At 61.6% G+C, this 16,982-nt stretch carries 16 protein-coding genes; 9 read left to right on the top strand and 7 right to left on the bottom strand.

Annotated features, from left to right (window positions below):
* Positions 1-85 precede the first annotated feature (85 nt).
* A complete protein-coding gene (locus tag ACP7B3_RS14150; RefSeq protein ID WP_242193891.1) occupies positions 86-1,255 on the top strand; it encodes an aspartate aminotransferase family protein in 1,170 nt (389 codons plus the stop codon).
* A 127-nt stretch (positions 1,256-1,382) separates the two neighbouring features.
* Here ACP7B3_RS14150 and punR read toward each other — a convergent pair whose 3' ends face one another.
* Positions 1,383-2,297, bottom strand: coding sequence for a DNA-binding transcriptional activator PunR (gene punR, locus ACP7B3_RS14145; protein ID WP_145163111.1), 915 nt, complete (start codon positions 2,295-2,297; stop codon positions 1,383-1,385).
* A 122-nt stretch (positions 2,298-2,419) separates the two neighbouring features.
* On the opposite strand from punR, the gene punC reads away from it, so the two are divergent.
* A complete protein-coding gene (punC, locus tag ACP7B3_RS14140; RefSeq protein ID WP_426179250.1) occupies positions 2,420-3,604 on the top strand; it encodes a purine nucleoside transporter PunC in 1,185 nt (394 codons plus the stop codon).
* A gap of 130 nt (positions 3,605-3,734) precedes the next feature.
* On the opposite strand, the gene ACP7B3_RS14135 is transcribed toward punC, so the two are convergent.
* A complete protein-coding gene (locus ACP7B3_RS14135; RefSeq protein ID WP_426179248.1) occupies positions 3,735-4,568 on the bottom strand; it encodes a nucleoside-binding protein in 834 nt (277 codons plus the stop codon).
* Between the two features lie 158 nt (positions 4,569-4,726).
* On the opposite strand from ACP7B3_RS14135, the gene ACP7B3_RS14130 reads away from it, so the two are divergent.
* Positions 4,727-6,229, top strand: a complete 1,503-nt coding sequence (locus ACP7B3_RS14130; RefSeq protein WP_426179246.1) for a nucleobase:cation symporter-2 family protein — start codon at positions 4,727-4,729, stop codon at positions 6,227-6,229.
* Between the two features lie 100 nt (positions 6,230-6,329).
* Here ACP7B3_RS14130 and ACP7B3_RS14125 read toward each other — a convergent pair whose 3' ends face one another.
* Both ACP7B3_RS14125 and ACP7B3_RS14120 read right to left on the bottom strand, forming a co-directional pair.
* Positions 6,330-7,262, bottom strand: coding sequence for a proline iminopeptidase-family hydrolase (locus tag ACP7B3_RS14125; RefSeq protein ID WP_369300587.1), 933 nt, complete (start codon positions 7,260-7,262; stop codon positions 6,330-6,332).
* A 94-nt stretch (positions 7,263-7,356) separates the two neighbouring features.
* Positions 7,357-8,121, bottom strand: a complete 765-nt coding sequence (locus ACP7B3_RS14120; RefSeq protein ID WP_119739256.1) for a LuxR family transcriptional regulator — start codon at positions 8,119-8,121, stop codon at positions 7,357-7,359.
* A gap of 183 nt (positions 8,122-8,304) precedes the next feature.
* On the opposite strand from ACP7B3_RS14120, the gene ACP7B3_RS14115 reads away from it, so the two are divergent.
* Genes ACP7B3_RS14115 through ACP7B3_RS14090 form a run of 6 tightly spaced genes read left to right on the top strand, consistent with a single transcriptional unit; the run spans position 8,305 to position 14,461 of the window.
* A complete protein-coding gene (locus ACP7B3_RS14115; RefSeq protein WP_426179243.1) occupies positions 8,305-9,192 on the top strand; it encodes a proline iminopeptidase-family hydrolase in 888 nt (295 codons plus the stop codon).
* A 3-nt stretch (positions 9,193-9,195) separates the two neighbouring features.
* Positions 9,196-10,143, top strand: a complete 948-nt coding sequence (locus tag ACP7B3_RS14110; RefSeq protein WP_145163125.1) for an ABC transporter permease — start codon at positions 9,196-9,198, stop codon at positions 10,141-10,143.
* Complete coding sequence (locus tag ACP7B3_RS14105; protein WP_106576881.1) at positions 10,140-10,997, top strand: ABC transporter permease; 858 nt, start codon at positions 10,140-10,142, stop codon at positions 10,995-10,997. The genes ACP7B3_RS14110 and ACP7B3_RS14105 overlap by 4 nt, the downstream gene beginning before the upstream one ends.
* Positions 10,994-11,950, top strand: a complete 957-nt coding sequence (locus ACP7B3_RS14100) for an ABC transporter ATP-binding protein (protein ID WP_426179240.1) — start codon at positions 10,994-10,996, stop codon at positions 11,948-11,950. The genes ACP7B3_RS14105 and ACP7B3_RS14100 overlap by 4 nt, the downstream gene beginning before the upstream one ends.
* Positions 11,947-12,945 (top strand): ABC transporter ATP-binding protein, encoded by a 999-nt coding sequence (locus ACP7B3_RS14095; protein WP_262207572.1) that lies wholly within the window; start codon positions 11,947-11,949, stop codon positions 12,943-12,945. Before ACP7B3_RS14100 ends, ACP7B3_RS14095 begins: the two co-directional genes overlap by 4 nt.
* A gap of 1 nt (position 12,946) precedes the next feature.
* A complete protein-coding gene (locus tag ACP7B3_RS14090; protein ID WP_426179238.1) occupies positions 12,947-14,461 on the top strand; it encodes an ABC transporter substrate-binding protein in 1,515 nt (504 codons plus the stop codon).
* Between the two features lie 201 nt (positions 14,462-14,662).
* On the opposite strand, the gene ACP7B3_RS14085 is transcribed toward ACP7B3_RS14090, so the two are convergent.
* From ACP7B3_RS14085 to ubiG, 3 genes are all read right to left on the bottom strand, one after another.
* Positions 14,663-15,403, bottom strand: coding sequence for a YciK family oxidoreductase (locus ACP7B3_RS14085; protein ID WP_426179236.1), 741 nt, complete (start codon positions 15,401-15,403; stop codon positions 14,663-14,665).
* A gap of 177 nt (positions 15,404-15,580) precedes the next feature.
* On the bottom strand, positions 15,581-16,252 hold the full coding sequence (mupP, locus tag ACP7B3_RS14080; protein WP_106576876.1) for an N-acetylmuramic acid 6-phosphate phosphatase MupP: 672 nt from the start codon (positions 16,250-16,252) through the stop codon (positions 15,581-15,583).
* Between the two features lie 4 nt (positions 16,253-16,256).
* Positions 16,257-16,955: a bifunctional 2-polyprenyl-6-hydroxyphenol methylase/3-demethylubiquinol 3-O-methyltransferase UbiG gene (gene ubiG / locus ACP7B3_RS14075; RefSeq protein WP_426179234.1), complete on the bottom strand. Its 699-nt coding sequence runs from the start codon at positions 16,953-16,955 to the stop codon at positions 16,257-16,259.
* Positions 16,956-16,982 lie beyond the last annotated feature (27 nt).

The following is a 16,982-nucleotide window of genomic DNA, read 5'->3' as shown; positions in this document are numbered from 1 at the left end:
AGTCATTACAGGAATGTGCAGTTTATCCAGCTCGGATGGCTAACGATACTGGTGCCATCACCATGATGCACTGGAGCTTGCCACCATGACCGCCGCCTGCCTGATGACCACCTATCAACCCTTGGCCCTGAGCTTCACCCGTGGCCTGGGCACGCGCCTGTGGGACCAGCAGGGCCGTGAATACCTCGACGCGGTGGCTGGTGTGGCGGTGACCAATGTTGGGCATTCCCACCCTCGGCTGGTGACGGCGATCAGTGAACAGGCGGGCCTGTTGCTGCACACCTCCAACCTCTACAGCATTGATTGGCAGCAACGGCTGGCCCAGCGCCTGGCACAGTTGTCTGGCCTTGACCGTGCGTTCTTCAACAACTCCGGCGCCGAAGCCAACGAAACAGCGCTGAAACTCGCACGGCTGCATGGCTGGAAAAAGGGCATCGAAGAGCCGCTGGTGGTCGTGATGGAGAATGCGTTTCACGGGCGCACCCTCGGCACCATGGCGGCCAGCGACGGGCCATCGGTGCGCCTGGGGTTTCAGCGCTTGCCGGGGGATTTTCTCAAGGTCGGGTTTGGCGACCTGGCGGCGCTGGAAGCCATCACGCAACACTTCGGCCCGCGCATTGCCGCGGTGCTGCTGGAACCGATCCAGGGCGAAAGTGGCGTGCTGCCAGCGCCGCCTGGCTACTTGAAAGCCCTGCGTGAGCATTGCACGCGCCACGGTTGGCTGATGATGCTCGATGAGATCCAGACCGGCATCGGCCGCACCGGCGCCTGGTTTGCGTTCCAGCATGAAGGCATCGTGCCGGACGTGATGACGCTGGCCAAAGGCCTTGGCAATGGCGTGCCCATCGGCGCCTGCCTGGCCCGGTCCGCGGTGGCCCGGCTGTTCACACCCGGCAGCCACGGCAGCACATTCGGCGGCAACCCGCTGGCCTGCCGCGTGGGCTGCACGGTGCTGGACATTATTGAAGAGCAAGGCTTGCTGCAGAACGCCGCGCAACAGGGCGAGCGGCTGTTGGCGCGGCTGCGTGTGGAGTTAAGCGAGCACCCGCAGGTGCTGGCGATTCGCGGGCAAGGCCTGATGGTCGGGATCGAACTGGCACAGCCTTATCGCGATCTGGCCTACCGCGCAGCGCACGAGCATGGACTTTTGATCAATGTGACGCGCGGCAAGATCATCCGCCTGCTGCCGCCGCTGACGCTGGAGGCCAAGGAGGTGGAGATGATCGTAAGGGCCATCGCCCGCCTGCTGGATTGAACCCCGATCAAAATGTGGGAGCTGGCTGGCCTGCGATAGCATCACCCCGGTCTGACATTAAGACCGAGGCGCTTGCATCGCAGGCCAGCCAGCTCCCACACAAGTCCATATCGAATCGGTGTGACTTTCACAGATCTGGGCCATTGAGCCACTCCTGATTCATGGTTTCGGTATCGCCTAGGTACTCCAGCAACCAACTCATCGCCGGCGACAATTTGCTCTGCGCCCAGGCCACGCACGACGGGCTGGCCGGGAACGGCCGGCGCAATTGCAGCGCGACCAGCTCGCCGCGTTCGATCCACGGCAACACCTGATGCGCCGGCGCCATGCCGACGCACAGGCCATCGCGCAGGCAATCAAGCGCCGAGGACCAGTTGGGCACCACCAGCCGGCGTTGGTTATCCAGGGTCCAGGTATCGCGCTTGGGCAGGTTGCGCGAGGTGTCGGTCATGCACAGCGACGCGAACGGCCGCAGTTGATCGTCACTGAGCAAGCCGTCCAGCGCCGCCAGCGGATGCTTGGCGCTGACCACACACAGCCAGTTCAGCAGGCCCATGTCGCGAAAGGTGAAGTGGCTGGCCACCGGCACCGCACTGGTGGCGCCGATCACAATGTCGGTGCGTTCATCGGCCAGGGCATCCCATACGCCGTTGTACACCTCGTACTCCAACAGCAATTCCACCTCGGGAAACTGCCGATAGAAGTCCAGCACCAGCTGCCGACAGCGCTGGGGTTTGACGATGGAATCCACCGCAACCTTCAATTGGCCGCTCCAGCCATTCGCCACCTGCTGGCACAAACGCCGTGTACCGAGCATTTTTTTCATCACGCCGCGGGCTTCGTCTATAAATAGACGGCCGGCCGGGGTCAGCTCCACGTCACGATGGCGACGCACAAACAGCGGCACCGCCAGCCATTCCTCAAGCTGACGCACCGTGTAGCTGATGGCCGAAGGCACGCGGTGCAGTTCCTGGGCGGCCGCACTGAAGCTGCCGTGGCGCGCCACGGCATCCACCACATCCAGCGAGTATTCGGACCACATGATGGTTGCCTTCAAAATATTTGATAGAGGTGTCCAATTATTATCGCTTCACACCCACACTGTCAGCTTCATAATGGGCGCCAGTCAGCAAATAGTTTGATGGCAAGATCAGCAAGGCTTCAATGAAAAATTCTTTTGGTTTCACGTGGTACCTGGCGGGGCTGAGCATGCTCGGTTATCTCGCCATGGATATGTACTTGCCGGCGTTCGGCGCCATGGGCGAGCAGTTGCACATCAGTGCGGGCGCCGTGGGCGCCAGCTTGAGTATTTTCCTCGCCGGTTTTGCGGTGGGGCAGTTGTTGTGGGGGCCGTTGTCCGACCGCCTCGGGCGCAAGCCGGTACTGCTGGCGGGCCTGAGCCTGTTTGTAGCGGGTTGCCTGGGCATGTTCTGGGTCGAGACCGCGCCGCAACTGCTGGCGTTGCGTTTTATGCAGGCGATCGGCGTGTGTTCTGCGGCGGTGAGCTGGCAGGCACTGGTGATCGACCGATACCCGGCCGACAAGGCGCATCGCGTGTTCGCCAGCATCATGCCGCTGATGTCGCTGTCACCGGCCCTGGCGCCGTTGCTGGGCGCCATGGTGTTGAATCACTTCGGCTGGCAGGCGATCTTCGGTGTACTGCTGGGCGTGTCGCTGCTGTTGCTGCTGCCGACGTTGTTCCTGCGCAAAATGCCGAAACGTCGGACAGAGGAGGGCGAGCCTTCGCGCCTCGGTTATGGGAAGTTGCTGACCTCTCGCGTGTTCACCGGCAACGTGATGATCTTTGCTGCCTGCTCGGCCAGTTTCTTTGCCTGGCTGACGGCCTCGCCCTTCATCCTGGGCAACATGGGTTACAGCCCGAATGACATCGGCCTGAGCTACGTGCTGCCGACCTTGGCGTTCCTGATTGGTGGTTACAGCTGCCGCAGCGCCTTGCAGCGCTATCAGGGCAAAACCCTGCTGCCCTGGTTGCTGGTGGCTTATTGCATCAGCATGGTGGCGTTGTACCTGGTTGCCACGTTGACCGTGCCCACCCTGACCACTTTGCTGATTCCGTTCTGCCTGATGGCGCTGGTCAACGGCGCCAGTTACCCGATCGTGGTGGCGAATGCGCTGATGCCGTTTGCGGAAAATTCCGGCAAGGCAGCGGCACTGCAAAACACCTTGCAACTGGGGCTGTGCTTTCTCAGCAGCCTGCTGGTGTCGTCGATGATTGACCAGCCGCTGTTGATTACGGTGATTGTGATGCTGGCGACTGCGCCGTTGGCGGTGTTGGGTTATTGGCTGGCGCGGCCGAAGACGGACGATTCGGAGCTGGCAAACGCCTAAAGCTGAAATGGGATCAAAAATGTGGGAGCTGGCTTGCCTGCGACAGCATCGGCATCGGTGATGCTGAAGTACCGAGGTGTCTGCATCGCAGGCAAGCCAGCTCCCACAGTTGATTGGGTTTCTTCAGTGGCTAGAAGGTGACTTCCATATTCAGCGTCGGCGTAGACGTCCGAGTACCCCGGCCGCCGTCCACGCCGAATTTGTTGTGCCAGTACTCGTAACCCACGCCGAGATACAGGTTCGGCTTCACACTTTTACCCGGCCGTACCGCGACCATCAGCGCGGTGCGCATCAGCGTTTCTGGCGCGGTGTCGCGGCCATGGTAGTCCTCGCCTTTCTCCCCGACGTAATTGATAAAACCCTGGAATTTCGCCGCATGGTTGGCGATGTCGAACGGGCGCATCCACGTCAGGTTGAGCATGTAGGTGTCGTCAAACGTATGGTTTGACTCCTGCGCGCCGGGGATGCCGGTGTGGTTCTTTTCCTTGTAGTACATCAGGCTCAGGTCCAACACACCGACCGTGTTGAACTTCAACGTCGGGCCAATCACCACTGCGCGCTTTTTGGCTGAGGCGACGTTGTTGTTGCGGTTGGCATCAAAGCCCAGCGTCAGCGCGTAATCCTTGATCAGCCCGGTGCCGAGCGGCACATCAAACACCCGCGAGGCATACAGTTGATGCCGGTAAACGGCATAGACCTCACTGCCGCCATGGTCGGTGCCCTTGCGCGGGTCGTGGCTGTCGGACAGGAACACATCCAGGTTCAGGTAGTTGCTGCCGTATTGGTAGCCACTGGCGTGGGTGAAGCTGTAGATGCGTTTGCTGAAGTCATCGGGGTTATTCGGATTGGTGAAGTGTTGGCCGTAGCGAAATCCTACGCTGTTGTTCATCCATTCCACCGCGACGGCCTCCCCACCGCCGAGAAGGGTCAATGCAACGGTTGCACCCTGTAATGCCTTTTTCATTGTTTTAGGTCCTTTGGCGTTCTGGCTCATGACGGCCGGATTGTTTTTGTAACGCCGATGGAGGGTATCTTGTTCGATTGATTGTATACAACTCTATGGACATGTAGTCCAAACATTGCATACAGTGTTCGCACAACAAAAACAGAGAACCCCTCACCATGACTATCCCGAAGGCGTCACCGCAGCGGCCAGAAGATGAGAATCTTGGCGCCGCCGCCAACATGGCTTACGGCCTGCAGCATGTGCTCACCATGTACGGCGGCATCGTTGCCGTGCCGTTGATCGTCGGCCAGGCGGCCGGTTTGTCGCCGGCGGATATCGGCCTGTTGATCGCCGCGTCGCTGTTTGCCGGTGGCCTGGCCACGCTGTTGCAGACCCTCGGCCTGCCGTTTTTCGGCTGCCAACTGCCGCTGGTGCAGGGCGTGTCCTTTGCCGGTGTGGCAACCATGGTGGCGATAGTCGGCAGTGATGGCGCCGGCGGAATACCGGCGATTCTCGGCGCGGTGATGGCCGCGTCGTTTATCGGCTTGCTGATCACGCCGGTGTTCTCACGGATCACCAAGTTTTTTCCGCCGTTGGTCACCGGCATTGTGATCACCACCATTGGCCTCACGCTGATGCCGGTGGCGGCACGCTGGGCCATGGGCGGCAACAGCCGCGCGGCGGACTTCGGCAGCATGGCCAATATCGGCCTCGCGGCGTTGACCCTGGTGCTGGTGTTGCTGCTGAGCAAGATCGGCAGCGCGACAATTTCGCGGCTGTCGATTCTGTTGGCGATGGTGATCGGCACGGTGATCGCGGTGTTTCTGGGCATGGCGGATTTCTCCGGTGTGGCCCAGGGGCCAATGTTCGGTTTCCCCACGCCGTTCCATTTCGGCATGCCGACCTTTCAGGTGGCGGCAATCATTTCCATGTGCATCGTGGTGATGGTCACCCTGGTGGAAACCTCGGCGGACATCCTCGCGGTGGGCGAGATCATCGACACCAAGGTCGATTCCAAGCGCCTGGGTAATGGCTTGCGCGCCGACATGCTGTCGAGCATGTTCGCGCCGATCTTCGGTTCATTCACCCAAAGCGCATTCGCCCAGAACGTCGGCCTGGTGGCGGTGACCGGGGTGAAGAGCCGCTTTGTGGTGGCCACGGGCGGGGTGTTTCTGGTGGTGCTGGGGCTGTTGCCGTTTATGGGCCGGGTGATCGCGGCCGTGCCGACATCGGTGCTCGGCGGCGCCGGGATCGTGCTGTTCGGCACTGTGGCGGCGAGTGGTATTCGCACGCTGTCCAAGGTGGATTACCGCAACAACATGAACCTGATCATCGTGGCCACGTCTATCGGCTTCGGCATGATCCCCATCGCCGCGCCGAACTTCTATGACCACTTCCCAAGCTGGTTCGCGACCATTTTCCACTCGGGCATCAGTTCGTCGGCGATCATGGCGATCCTGTTGAACCTGGCGTTCAACCATTTCACCGCGGGTAACTCAGACCAGCAGTCGGTGTTCGTGGCGGGGACTGAGCGCAGTTTGTGCTTCCACGATGTGGCGGCATTGCGCGACGGGGATTACTTCAGCGGCGGCAAGTTGTTTGATGCCGACGGGAGAGAGATTCCGCTGGTGCCGGATGCGCCCAGGAAGGCCGTAAAGCCTGAAACCACCGCAGTCTGAAAATGTGGGAGCGGGCTTGCTCGCGAATGCCGTGGATCAGTCGAACCCTTCATTGACTGACACCCCGCATTCGCGAGCAAGCCCGCTCCCACAGCGGAAGTTAGCCCGCCTTGAGGACGTTGTGCGGCACTGAGCACACCTCATCCAGAAACTTGACCACGGTCCCCATGCACGCCTGGCGCTCTTCCACGTGGGGCATGTGGCTGGAATCTTCAAACAGCGCCCAGCGCACGTTCGCGATCTCATCCAGGAACGGCTTGACCACCAGCGGCGTCGCCTCGTCGTGTCGGCCGGAAATCACCAGGGTCGGCACATTGATCGCCGACAGGCGGCCAATCACATTCCAGTCCTTGAGGCTGCCAATCACATGAAACTCGGTCGGGCCGCTCATGGCGTGGTACACCGTCGGGTCGGCGTCCACCGCCGCGAAGGTGCGGGCCACTTCTTCCGGCCACGGGATGACGCGGCACACGTGGTGGTCGTAAAAAATCCGTGAGGCGGCGAGGTATTCCGGGTCCTGGTAGGTGCCGGCCTGCTCGTGTTTGAGCAGGGTTTCATGCACGCCTTCAGGCAGCAGTTTGCGCAGGCGGTTGGCCTCGCTGACCCACGTGCGCATGCAGGTGGGCGAGTTGGCCGGGATAAATGCGCGCAAGCCCTTGGGCTGCAGAATCGCGTGCTCGCTGCCGAGCATGCCGCCCCAGGATTGCCCGAGGATCGCGTAGTTGTCGCTGATCTGCAGGTGGTCCAGCAGGTTGTTCAGCTCTTCAAGGAACAGGCCAATGGTCCAGAACGACGGGTCTTTGTCCGGCAAGTGGGTCGAGCGTCCATTGCCCAGTTGGTCGTAGTGAATCACCGCATGGCCGCTGGCAGCCACGTCTTTAAAGGCGTCGACATAGTCATGGGTGCAGCCGGGGCCGCCGTGGATGATCACCAACGGTGTACGGCCGGTGGTCAGGTCGCCAGTGACGCGGTACCAGGTCTGGTAGGCGCCGAATGCCGCATAACCTTCGCGCACTTTCTCGATGAAGTCCATTTCGTACCCTGCTCTGAAAAAAAAGGATCAGGGATACGATAGTCCGCACGTGAAGTTTAAGTAACTAGCAAAACAGCTAGGTTTTGCCCACGGGTCAGTCTTCCAGCAAGCGGTAATGCGTGGCGCGAACCACCGCCTGCACGCGGTTCTTGGCCCCCAACTTGTGCATCGCCGAGGCCAGGTGCAGGGTGACCACCGCCAGCGAGCGGCTCAACTGGGTGGCGATTTCGGCAGCCGTCAGGCCGTCGGCAGCCCATTTCAGGCATTCACGCTCGCGTTTGGTCAGGTGAATATGCGGGTAAGTGCGCAGCTCTTTACTGAACAGCGGGTAGGCCGCTTCCTGCAGGGCATGGGTAATCAGGCTGAAGTCCGCCAGGGTCTGCTGCGCATCCTTCAACACTGTACTGGCCTTGCCGGTGCGCAAGCCGGTGAGTGACGCGAAACCGCCGCGAGGCAGGTGGATCGGCACGCTGACGCCGCAGGTCAGTTGGCGTTCATGCAGGTAAGAGGACACGGGAGCGTGGCAGGGGTCGATGATTTTTTGCAGCGCGGTCTGGGCTTTTGCCTCGTAGGACCATACGAACGGGGACACCGTGCTCAGGGCCAGGTGTTGCACCGGGTCGATCTGGTAAAACCCTTCGCTGCACCATAACGCATGCCAGTCGGGCGGCGTGTTGCGCAGCTCCAGCACCGAAGGCGTGATCAGCGAGCCGTCCTGGTCGATGGGCACCGGCGTGTAGTCGTACACCAGCGCGTCGAAGCCCAGCTGCTGGGCAAGGATAAAGGTATTGTCCATCTGCTCATCCAGGCTCCTGCCCGGCATCAGACGATTATTGAAGGCAGTCAGCCTGGTCAGCATCCGTTCTGCTCCCGAATTCATTTGAATCTCGACTTGCGGCAAGTAGAATGCCACGCCCCGGCGAAGGACTGCCAGGCCAAACCTATAAGAAATACTAGGTTATGGACGCACGGCATCCTCGGTAGTGTTGGCCTGATTAACGGCCGCTACCTGCCAGGCCGATACAACACAAGGAATGTATGCATGTGGCGTGAAATTGCCCCCGACCAGCAGTACAACGTGCAAGTCGACGGCCATAACCTCGTGGTCTACAGCTTTGGCGCTGGCGATGAGGTGCTCTTGTGTCTCAATGGCGGCCCGGGCCTGCCATGTGACTACTTGCGCGACGCCCATGGCTGGCTCAAAGAGCATAACCTGCGAGTGGTTGCATTCGACCAGCTTGGCACTGGCGCATCAGCCAGACCGACTGATGTTTCCTTGTGGGAAATCAGCCGTTATGTCGAAGAAGTCGAAACCGTGCGCCAGGCCCTCGACCTGGGCCGCGTGCACCTGCTCGGGCATTCCTGGGGCGGCTGGCTGGGCATCGAGTACGCCATCCATTACCCCGATGCGCTGAAAAGCCTGATCCTCGAAAATACCGTCGGCGACATTCCGCACCTGTCCCAGGAACTCGAACGCCTGCGCGGCGCCCTCGGCAGCGAAACCGTGGCCATGATGCAGCGTCATGAAGCCATGGGCACTCTGGACCACCCGCAGTACCAGGCCGCCATCACCTTGCTTAATTACCGCCACGTCTGCCGCCTGGACGAATGGCCGGAGCCGGTCAAACGCTCGCTCGGCGACTGGAACATGGGCTCGTACGAAACCATGCAAGGCCCCAACGAATTCCTCTATATCGGCAACCTCAAGGACTGGAACCGCATCCCCGAGATGGCCGAGTTCAAGATGCCGATCCTGATCACCACCGGCCAGCACGATGAGCTCACGCCCGCCTGTGCCCATCGCATGAAGCTGGCCGCCAGGCATGCCGAGTTGCACGTGTTCCCCAACAGCAGCCACATGCCTTTTTATGAGGAGCCTCACGCGTACTTCCCGGTGCTGCTGGACTTCCTCGCGCGTCACCGGGGCTGACGGATGAACCTGGCGCGCTACCGTTTTGTGCTGTCCCGGCCGCTGCAATTGCTGCCGGTGCTGTTTGGCATCAGCCTGATCACCTTCGTGCTGGTGCGCTCGATCCCGGGCGACCCGGCCCGGGCCTTGCTCGGCTCGCGCAGTACGCCGGATGCCTTGCTGAAAATCCGCGCCCAATACGGCCTGGATCAGCCGTTGTGGCTGCAATACTTCTACTTCCTCAAGAACCTGCTCAAGGGCGACCTCGGCCAATCGCTGCTGTACAAAGTCGATGCCTTGAAGCTGATCGTCACCCGCATCGAGCCGACCCTGGTGCTGGTGCTTGGTAGCGTGCTGCTGGCGCTGTTGATTGCGCTGCCGCTGGCGACATGGGCGGCGCGCAATAAAGGCGGCTGGGCGGACAACCTGATCCGCGTGTTCACCACTGTCGGCCTGGGCATGCCGGCGTTCTGGCTGGGCTTGATGTTGATTCTGTTGCTGAGTGTGAAGTGGGGCCTGTTCCCGGTGTCTGGCTACGGCCGCACCTGGCTGGACAAGGCCCACCATATGCTGCTGCCGTGCTTGACCATCGCCCTGGCGCTGTCGGCGGTGCTGGTGCGCAACCTGCGCGCGAGCATGCTGATGGAATTGCAGGCCGATCACGTCACCGCCGCGCGGGCGCGTGGGCTGTCGGAGGCCGCCGTGTTCCGTCGGCATGTGTTGCCCAATTCGCTGGTGCCGGCGGTCAACCTGCTGGCGGTGAACATCGGCTGGCTGATCAGCGGCACGGTGGTGATCGAGAGCCTGTTCGCCATTCCCGGTATCGGCCAATTGCTGGTACGCGGGATTTTCACCCGTGACTACATGGTGGTGCAGGGCGTGGCCATGGTGCTGGCCTGTGCGACGGTTGTGGTCAACTTCGTCGCCGACGTGGTGACGGTGGCCCTCGACCCACGGGTGAACATGCAATGAGCAGCCGCCCACTGATCGCCCCGTGGCGTTTGCGCCTGCGTTTTGGGTTTCGCAATGGCCGGCTGACGGCGGCGTGGGGCCTGCTGATCCTGCTGGTGTGGTTGGCCCTGGCGCTGTTTGCCCCGTGGGTCGCACCCTTTGACCCGATTGCGCAGAACACTGACATCAGTTTGCTCGGGCCTAGCCTGGCGCACCCGTTCGGCACGGATAACTACGGCCGGGACATCCTTTCGCGGGTGATCTGGGGCGCGCGCATCGACCTGCAACTGGCCATTGTCGGGGTGATTTTCCCGTTCATGATCGGCACCTTCGTCGGCGCGGTTTCCGGCTACATCGGCGGGCGTTTCGACAGCTTCTGCATGCGCGTGATCGACGTGATCCTGGCATTTCCGTTTCTTGTGCTGATGCTGGCGATCATGGCGATTCTCGGCCCTGGCTTGAAAAGCTTTTATATCGCCATGGCGCTGGTGGGCTGGGTGTCGTATGCGCGGCTGATCCGCTCGCAGATCCTGGTGCTCAAGGAAAGCGAGTTTGCGCTGGCCGCCAAAAGCCTGGGCTTTGGCCATGGGCGCATTCTGTTCCGGCATTTGCTGCCCAATGCCATGTTCGGTTCGATAGTGTTTTCCATGTCTGACGCCGTGCTGGTGCTGCTCAATGGCGCCGCCGTGAGTTACCTGGGCCTGGGCGTGCAACCGCCGACCGCCGAGTGGGGCACGATGGTGGCCGAAGGGCAGGCGTTTATCACCACGGCCTGGTGGATTTGCACCTTTCCGGGCCTGGCCATCGTCACGCTGGCCATGGGCTTCAGCCTGCTCGCCGATGGCGTGGCGCAAGTGTTGGGGGACCGCGCATGAGCCTGCTGCAAGTGCGTGACCTCAGCGTGATCGCCAACAATGCCGGGCGCGATGTCACCTTGGTCGACCGCGTGTCCTTTGACTTGGCCGAGGGTGAAATCCTCGGCCTGGTGGGCGAGAGTGGCTCGGGCAAGACCCTGACCTGTCGCGGGTTGATGCGCCTGCTGCCATCGCCCAAATTGCGCGTGCAAGGCGCTGCTGTGCGCCTGGCCGGGCAGGATCTTTTGACGCTGGACGATGCCGGCATGCGCGCCGTGCGCGGCGGGCAACTGGGCATGATCTTCCAGAACCCCAGCAGCCACCTGGACCCGTTGATGCGCATCGGCGAGCAGATCGCCGAGGGCATTCGCCTGCACCAGGGCGCGTCGAAAAAAGACGCGCGACTGCAAGCCATCGACGTGCTGCGCCAGGTCGGCATTCCCGATCCCAAGGCGCGGGTCGACAACTACCCCCACGAGTTTTCCGGTGGCATGCGTCAGCGCGCGATGATCGCTGTGGCGCTGGGCTGCAACCCGAAAGTGCTGATTGCCGACGAGCCGACTACCGCCCTTGATGTCACCGTGCAGGCGCAGATCCTGCGCCTGTTACTGGAGCTGCGCGACCAGCGCGGCCTGTCGATCATCATGATCACCCACGACCTCGGTGTGGTGGCGCAAACCTGTGATTCCATCGCGGTGATGTACGCCGGGCGCCTGTGCGAGCACGGCAGCAAGTACGAGTTGCTGGCCAACCCGCAACACCCGTACACCGCCGGCCTGATTGATTGCCAGCCCGCCCACAGCAGTGGGCACGCGTTGCTGCGCACGATTCCCGGCCAGCCGCCGTTGCTGGACGCATTGCCGCAAGGGTGTCGCTTCAACCCGCGCTGCGCGCAGGCGGGCGCCTTGTGCACGCAGTTGTTGCCGGAAGGCGCGCGGGTGGCGTGTCACTATCCTTTGGGAGACCGATCATGAGCCTGTTGCAGATCAAGGACCTTGAGGTGCGTTTCGCAGCGTCCGGTACCGGTGTGTTCGGCCTTAATAAACAGTGGGTGAGGGCGGTCAATGGTGTCTCGCTGAACCTGGCCGCCGGTGAAACCCTGGGCCTGGTGGGCGAGTCCGGCAGCGGCAAGAGCACGCTCGGCCGGGCGATTCTGCACCTCAACCCGATCAGCGCTGGCCAGGTGCTGTTCGATGGCGTCGACATGGCCCACGGCAGCGCTATTGATATCGCCCGCCTGCGCCATGAAACCGCGATGATCTTCCAGGACCCGTACGCCGCGCTGAACCCGCGCCACACCATCGGCGAAACCCTTGCCGAAGTGTTGCGCGTGCAGCGCAAAGTCGCGCCGCAGCAGATACCGGCCCGCGTGAATGAACTGCTCGATCTGGTCGGCCTGCGCCCCGAATTGGCCAGCCGCAAACCCGGCTCTTTAAGCGGCGGCCAGTGCCAGCGTGTGGGTATCGCGCGGGCGCTGGCGGTGGAGCCGCGCTTGATCATCGCCGATGAATGCGTGGCGGCGCTGGATGTGTCGATCCAGGGCCAGATTATCAACCTGTTGCTGGAACTGCAGCAGCGCATGAACCTGGCGATCCTGTTTATCGCCCATGACCTGGCCATCGTGCGGCGCCTGTGCGACCGCGTGGCGGTGATGTACTTGGGCAAAATCGTCGAGGAAGGCCCGGTGGAAGCGGTGTTTACCGCACCGCGCCATCCGTACACGGCGGCGTTGATCGAGGCGATCCCCGAGATCGATCCGCACCGGCCGTTGCCTGCAGAACCTTTGCCCGGTGAGCCGCCGAGCCCGCTGAATTTGCCCACAGGCTGTGCCTTTCACCCGCGTTGCCGGTACGCCCGAACAATGTGTTCCGTGGTGTTGCCGCCGACGCATTTCCTGCACGAGCATCGATACAGTTGCGTGCTTGAAGCGCCATTAACCCTTTCTGCCGTCCTAAACAAGGAGTTATGACATGCAATCCCGCCATTTGAAGTTGCTCGCCGCTGCTACGTTGACCGCGTGGTCCCTTACTGCCGGCCTGGCCCAGGCCGCCGGTGTGCTGACCATCGGCTGCCGTGAAGACAGCACCACGTTCGACCCGATCAAAAGCGCGCAAAACCGCGACACCTGGGTGTTTGCCAACGTCTACGACACGCTGGTGCGCGTGGATAACCTGGGCACCAAGATGGAGCCGGGCCTGGCAGAAAGCTGGGACATTTCCAAGGACGGCCTGACCTACACCTTCAAGCTGCGCGAGGCGAAGTTTTCCGACGGCTCGCCGATCACCGCCGACGACGCAGCGTTCAGCCTGTTGCGTATCCGCGACAACAAGGCCTCGCTGTGGAGCGACCCGTTCAGCCTGATCAACACCGCCAAGGCGTCGGACGCCCACACCCTGGTGGTCACCCTGAAAACTCCGGCTGTGGCCTTTCTCTCGCAATTGGCGTCGCCGACGGTGTCGATCCTGTCGGAAAAAGCCATGACCAAGATGGGCGAAGACGCTTACTCGGAAAACCCGGTGACGTCCGGCGCGTTTACCGTGGACGAGTGGCGCAAGGGCGACCGGGTGATTTTGAAGAAGAACCCGAACTTCTGGCAGGCCAACAACGTGAGCCTGGATGGCGTTGAGTGGGTGTCGGTGACCGACGACAACACGCGCATGCGCATGGTGCAGAACAACGAGCTCGACACGGCGATCTTCGTACCGTTCTCCCGCGTGGAAGAGCTGAAAAAAGACAAGAACGTGGTGATCCACTCCGACCCGTCGACCCGCGAAGACCACTTGCTGATCAACCACGCCCACGGCTTGCTGGCCAAACCGCAAGTGCGCGAGGCGCTGGACATGGCCATCGACAAACAATCGCTGGTCAAGACCGCCACTTACGGTCAGGGCACCGTGGCCTATTCCTACATTCCGAAAGGCTCGCTGTACCACTACGCCAACAACCTGCAACGTCCGTATGACCCGACCGCCGCCAAGAAGCTGTTGGAAGAGGCCGGGGCCAAGGACTTGAAGCTCAACTACGTGGTCAACGCCGGCAACGAAGCCGACGAGCAGATTGCGGTGATCATCAAGGACCAGTTGGCCAAGGTCGGCGTGACCGCCAACCTGCAGAAAGTCGACCCGACCCAAAGCTGGCAGATGCTGGTGGACGGTGAGTACGATATTTCGGTGATGTACTGGACCAACGACATCCTCGACCCGGACCAGAAAACCACCTTCGTGCTCGGCCACGACACCAACCAGAACTACATGACCCGCTACAAGAACGACAAGGTCAAGGCTCTGGTGGCGGCCGCGCGGATCGAGGCTGATCCGGTCAAGCGTGAGCAGATGTACGTCGAGTTGCAGAAGCTGGCGAAACAGGATGTGAACTGGATCGACCTGTACTACAGCCCGTACATCAACATCTCACGCAAGAATGTGAGCAACTTCCTGCAGAACCCGCTGGGGCGTTTCACCCTGGAAGAAGTGGTGAAAAACTAAACTTCTAAACCCAACGCGGGGCGAAACCTGTGGCGAGCGGGCTTGCCCCGCGTTGGGCTGCGAAGCAGCCCCCGTAGAGCCAGCGCGGTCTAACACAGCGATCGTGGTGGCAGGTTTTGGGGCCGCTTCGCAGCCCAGCGCGGGGCAAGCCCGCTCGCCACAACAGCCACTTCCACAGGTTGGTTCGTGGCAGGTCAGCGGTTATTGCGCATCAAACGCCTGCCCATTAATGCCCGCACTGTCCGGCCCCATCAGGTACAGGTACACCGGCATGATCTCTTCCGGCGCCGGCCTTTCCATCGGGTTTTCCCCTGGGTATGCCTGAGCGCGCATGCTGGTGCGCGTGCCGCCTGGGTTGATGCTGTTGGAACGCACCGACGCGACATCCTCCAGCTCATCGGCCAGGGTTTGCATCAAGCCTTCAGTCGCGAACTTCGACACGCCGTACGCGCCCCAGTAGGCACGGCCCTTGCGCCCGACCCTGCTGGAGGTGAACACCACCGACGCATCCTGGGACAGTTTGAGCAGCGGCAGCAACGTGCTGGTCAGCATGAACATCGCGTTGACGTTGACGTGCATCACCCGCATGAAATTCTCACCGGACAGCTGCTCGATCGGCGTGCGCGGGCCGATGATCGAGGCATTGTGCAGCAGGCCGTCGAGGCGGCCGAACGCCTTTTCGATCATCGCGGCCAGCTCATCGTATTGATGGGGCAGGGCGGTTTCGAGGTTGAACGGGATCACCACCGGTTGCGGTTGGCCTGCCGCTTCGATTTCGTCATACACCTGAGCCAGGTTGGCTTCGGTCTTGCCCAGCAACAGCACGGTAGCGCCATGGGCGGCGTAGGTTTTTGCCGCCGCCGCGCCAATCCCGCGACCGGCGCCGGTCACCAGGATCACCCGGCCTTTGAGCAGTTCTGGACGTGCGCAGTAATCAAACATAAATAGCCTCGACAGAATTCAAGATATTGCAGCTCTTGAAGTGGAATCCATTTCAGGTGGGAGCTGGCTTGCCTGCGATAGCAGAGTGCCTGTCTCCAGATGTGCTGGCTGGCAGACCGCTATCGCAGGCAAGCCAGCTCCCACATTGATCTCAGTGTTGGCGAGATCGTCCAACAATCAGCAACTGCACAGTGCGTTATCCAGCACCTTGCGCAGTTCCAGCGGGTGGTCCACCACGACATCGGCGCCCCAGTTGCGGGGGTTGTCGTCCGGGTGGATGTAGCCGAACGTGACCGCTGCGGTACGGGTGCCAGCATCGCGGCCGGACTCGATATCGCGCAGGTCATCGCCCACGAACAGCACGCTGGCCGGGTCCAGGTCGAGCATCTTGCACGCCAGGATCAGCGGCTCCGGGTCCGGCTTGCTGTTTTTCACGTGGTCCGGGCAGATCAGCAGCGCCGACCGCTCGGCCAGGCCCAGCTGCTGCATGATCGGTTCGGCAAAGCGCAGCGGCTTGTTGGTGACCACGCCCCAGACCAGGTTGGATTTTTCGATGTCCTGCAGCAGTTCTTCCATGCCGTCGAAGAGCTTGCTGTGGATCGCGCAGCCCTTGAGGTAGCGCTCCAGAAACTCCAGGCGCAACGCTTCAAAGCCTGGGGATTCCGGGTCCATCGAGAAGGTCACGGCAACCATCGCCCGCGCGCCGCCGGAGATTTCATCGCGAATGTGCTGGTCGTTGATCGGCGCCAGGCCGCGGTCGGCGCGCATCGCCTGGCAGATCGCGATGAAGTCCGGCGCGGTGTCCAGCAATGTACCGTCCATATCGAAGAGAACCGCTCGCAACTTCACAGGCTTACTCCTCGCGCAGGGTCTGGATCATGTAGTTGACGTCAACGTCGTTGGCCAGCTTGTAGTGCTTGGTCAGCGGGTTGTAGGTCAGGCCGATGATGTCTTTGACGGTCAGCCCGGCCTGGCGGCTCCAGGCGCCCAGCTCGGAAGGGCGGATGAATTTCTTGAAGTCGTGGGTGCCGCGCGGCAGCAACTTCATGATGTATTCGGCGCCGATGATCGCGAACAGGTAGGCCTTGGGGTTGCGGTTGATGGTGGAGAAGAACACCTGGCCGCCTGGCTTGACCATGCGGAAACAGGCGCGAATCACCGAGGAGGGGTCTGGCACGTGCTCGAGCATCTCAAGGCAGGTGACCACGTCGAACTGCTCGGGCATTTCCTCGGCCAGGGCTTCGGCGGTGATCTGGCGGTATTCCACGCTTACGCCGGATTCCAGCTGGTGCAGTTGCGCGACGGCCAGCGGGGCTTCGCCCATGTCGATGCCTATCACGGTGGCGCCACGCTGGGCCATCGCTTCGCTGAGGATGCCGCCGCCGCAACCGACGTCGAGTACCTTTTTGCCGGCCAGGTTGACGCGTTCGTCAATCCAGTTGACCCGCAGCGGGTTGATGTCGTGCAGGGGTTTGAACTCGCTTTCGCGGTCCCACCAGCGGTGAGCCAGGGCTTCGAATTTGGCGATTTCGGCGTGGTCGACGTTGCTCATGGTGAATCCTCTAAATCTGATAAATCG

This window comes from Pseudomonas sp. TWRC1-2 (assembly GCF_049896685.1).
Taxonomy (GTDB): domain Bacteria; phylum Pseudomonadota; class Gammaproteobacteria; order Pseudomonadales; family Pseudomonadaceae; genus Aquipseudomonas.
This window is presented reverse-complemented; position numbering and strand designations above follow the sequence as displayed.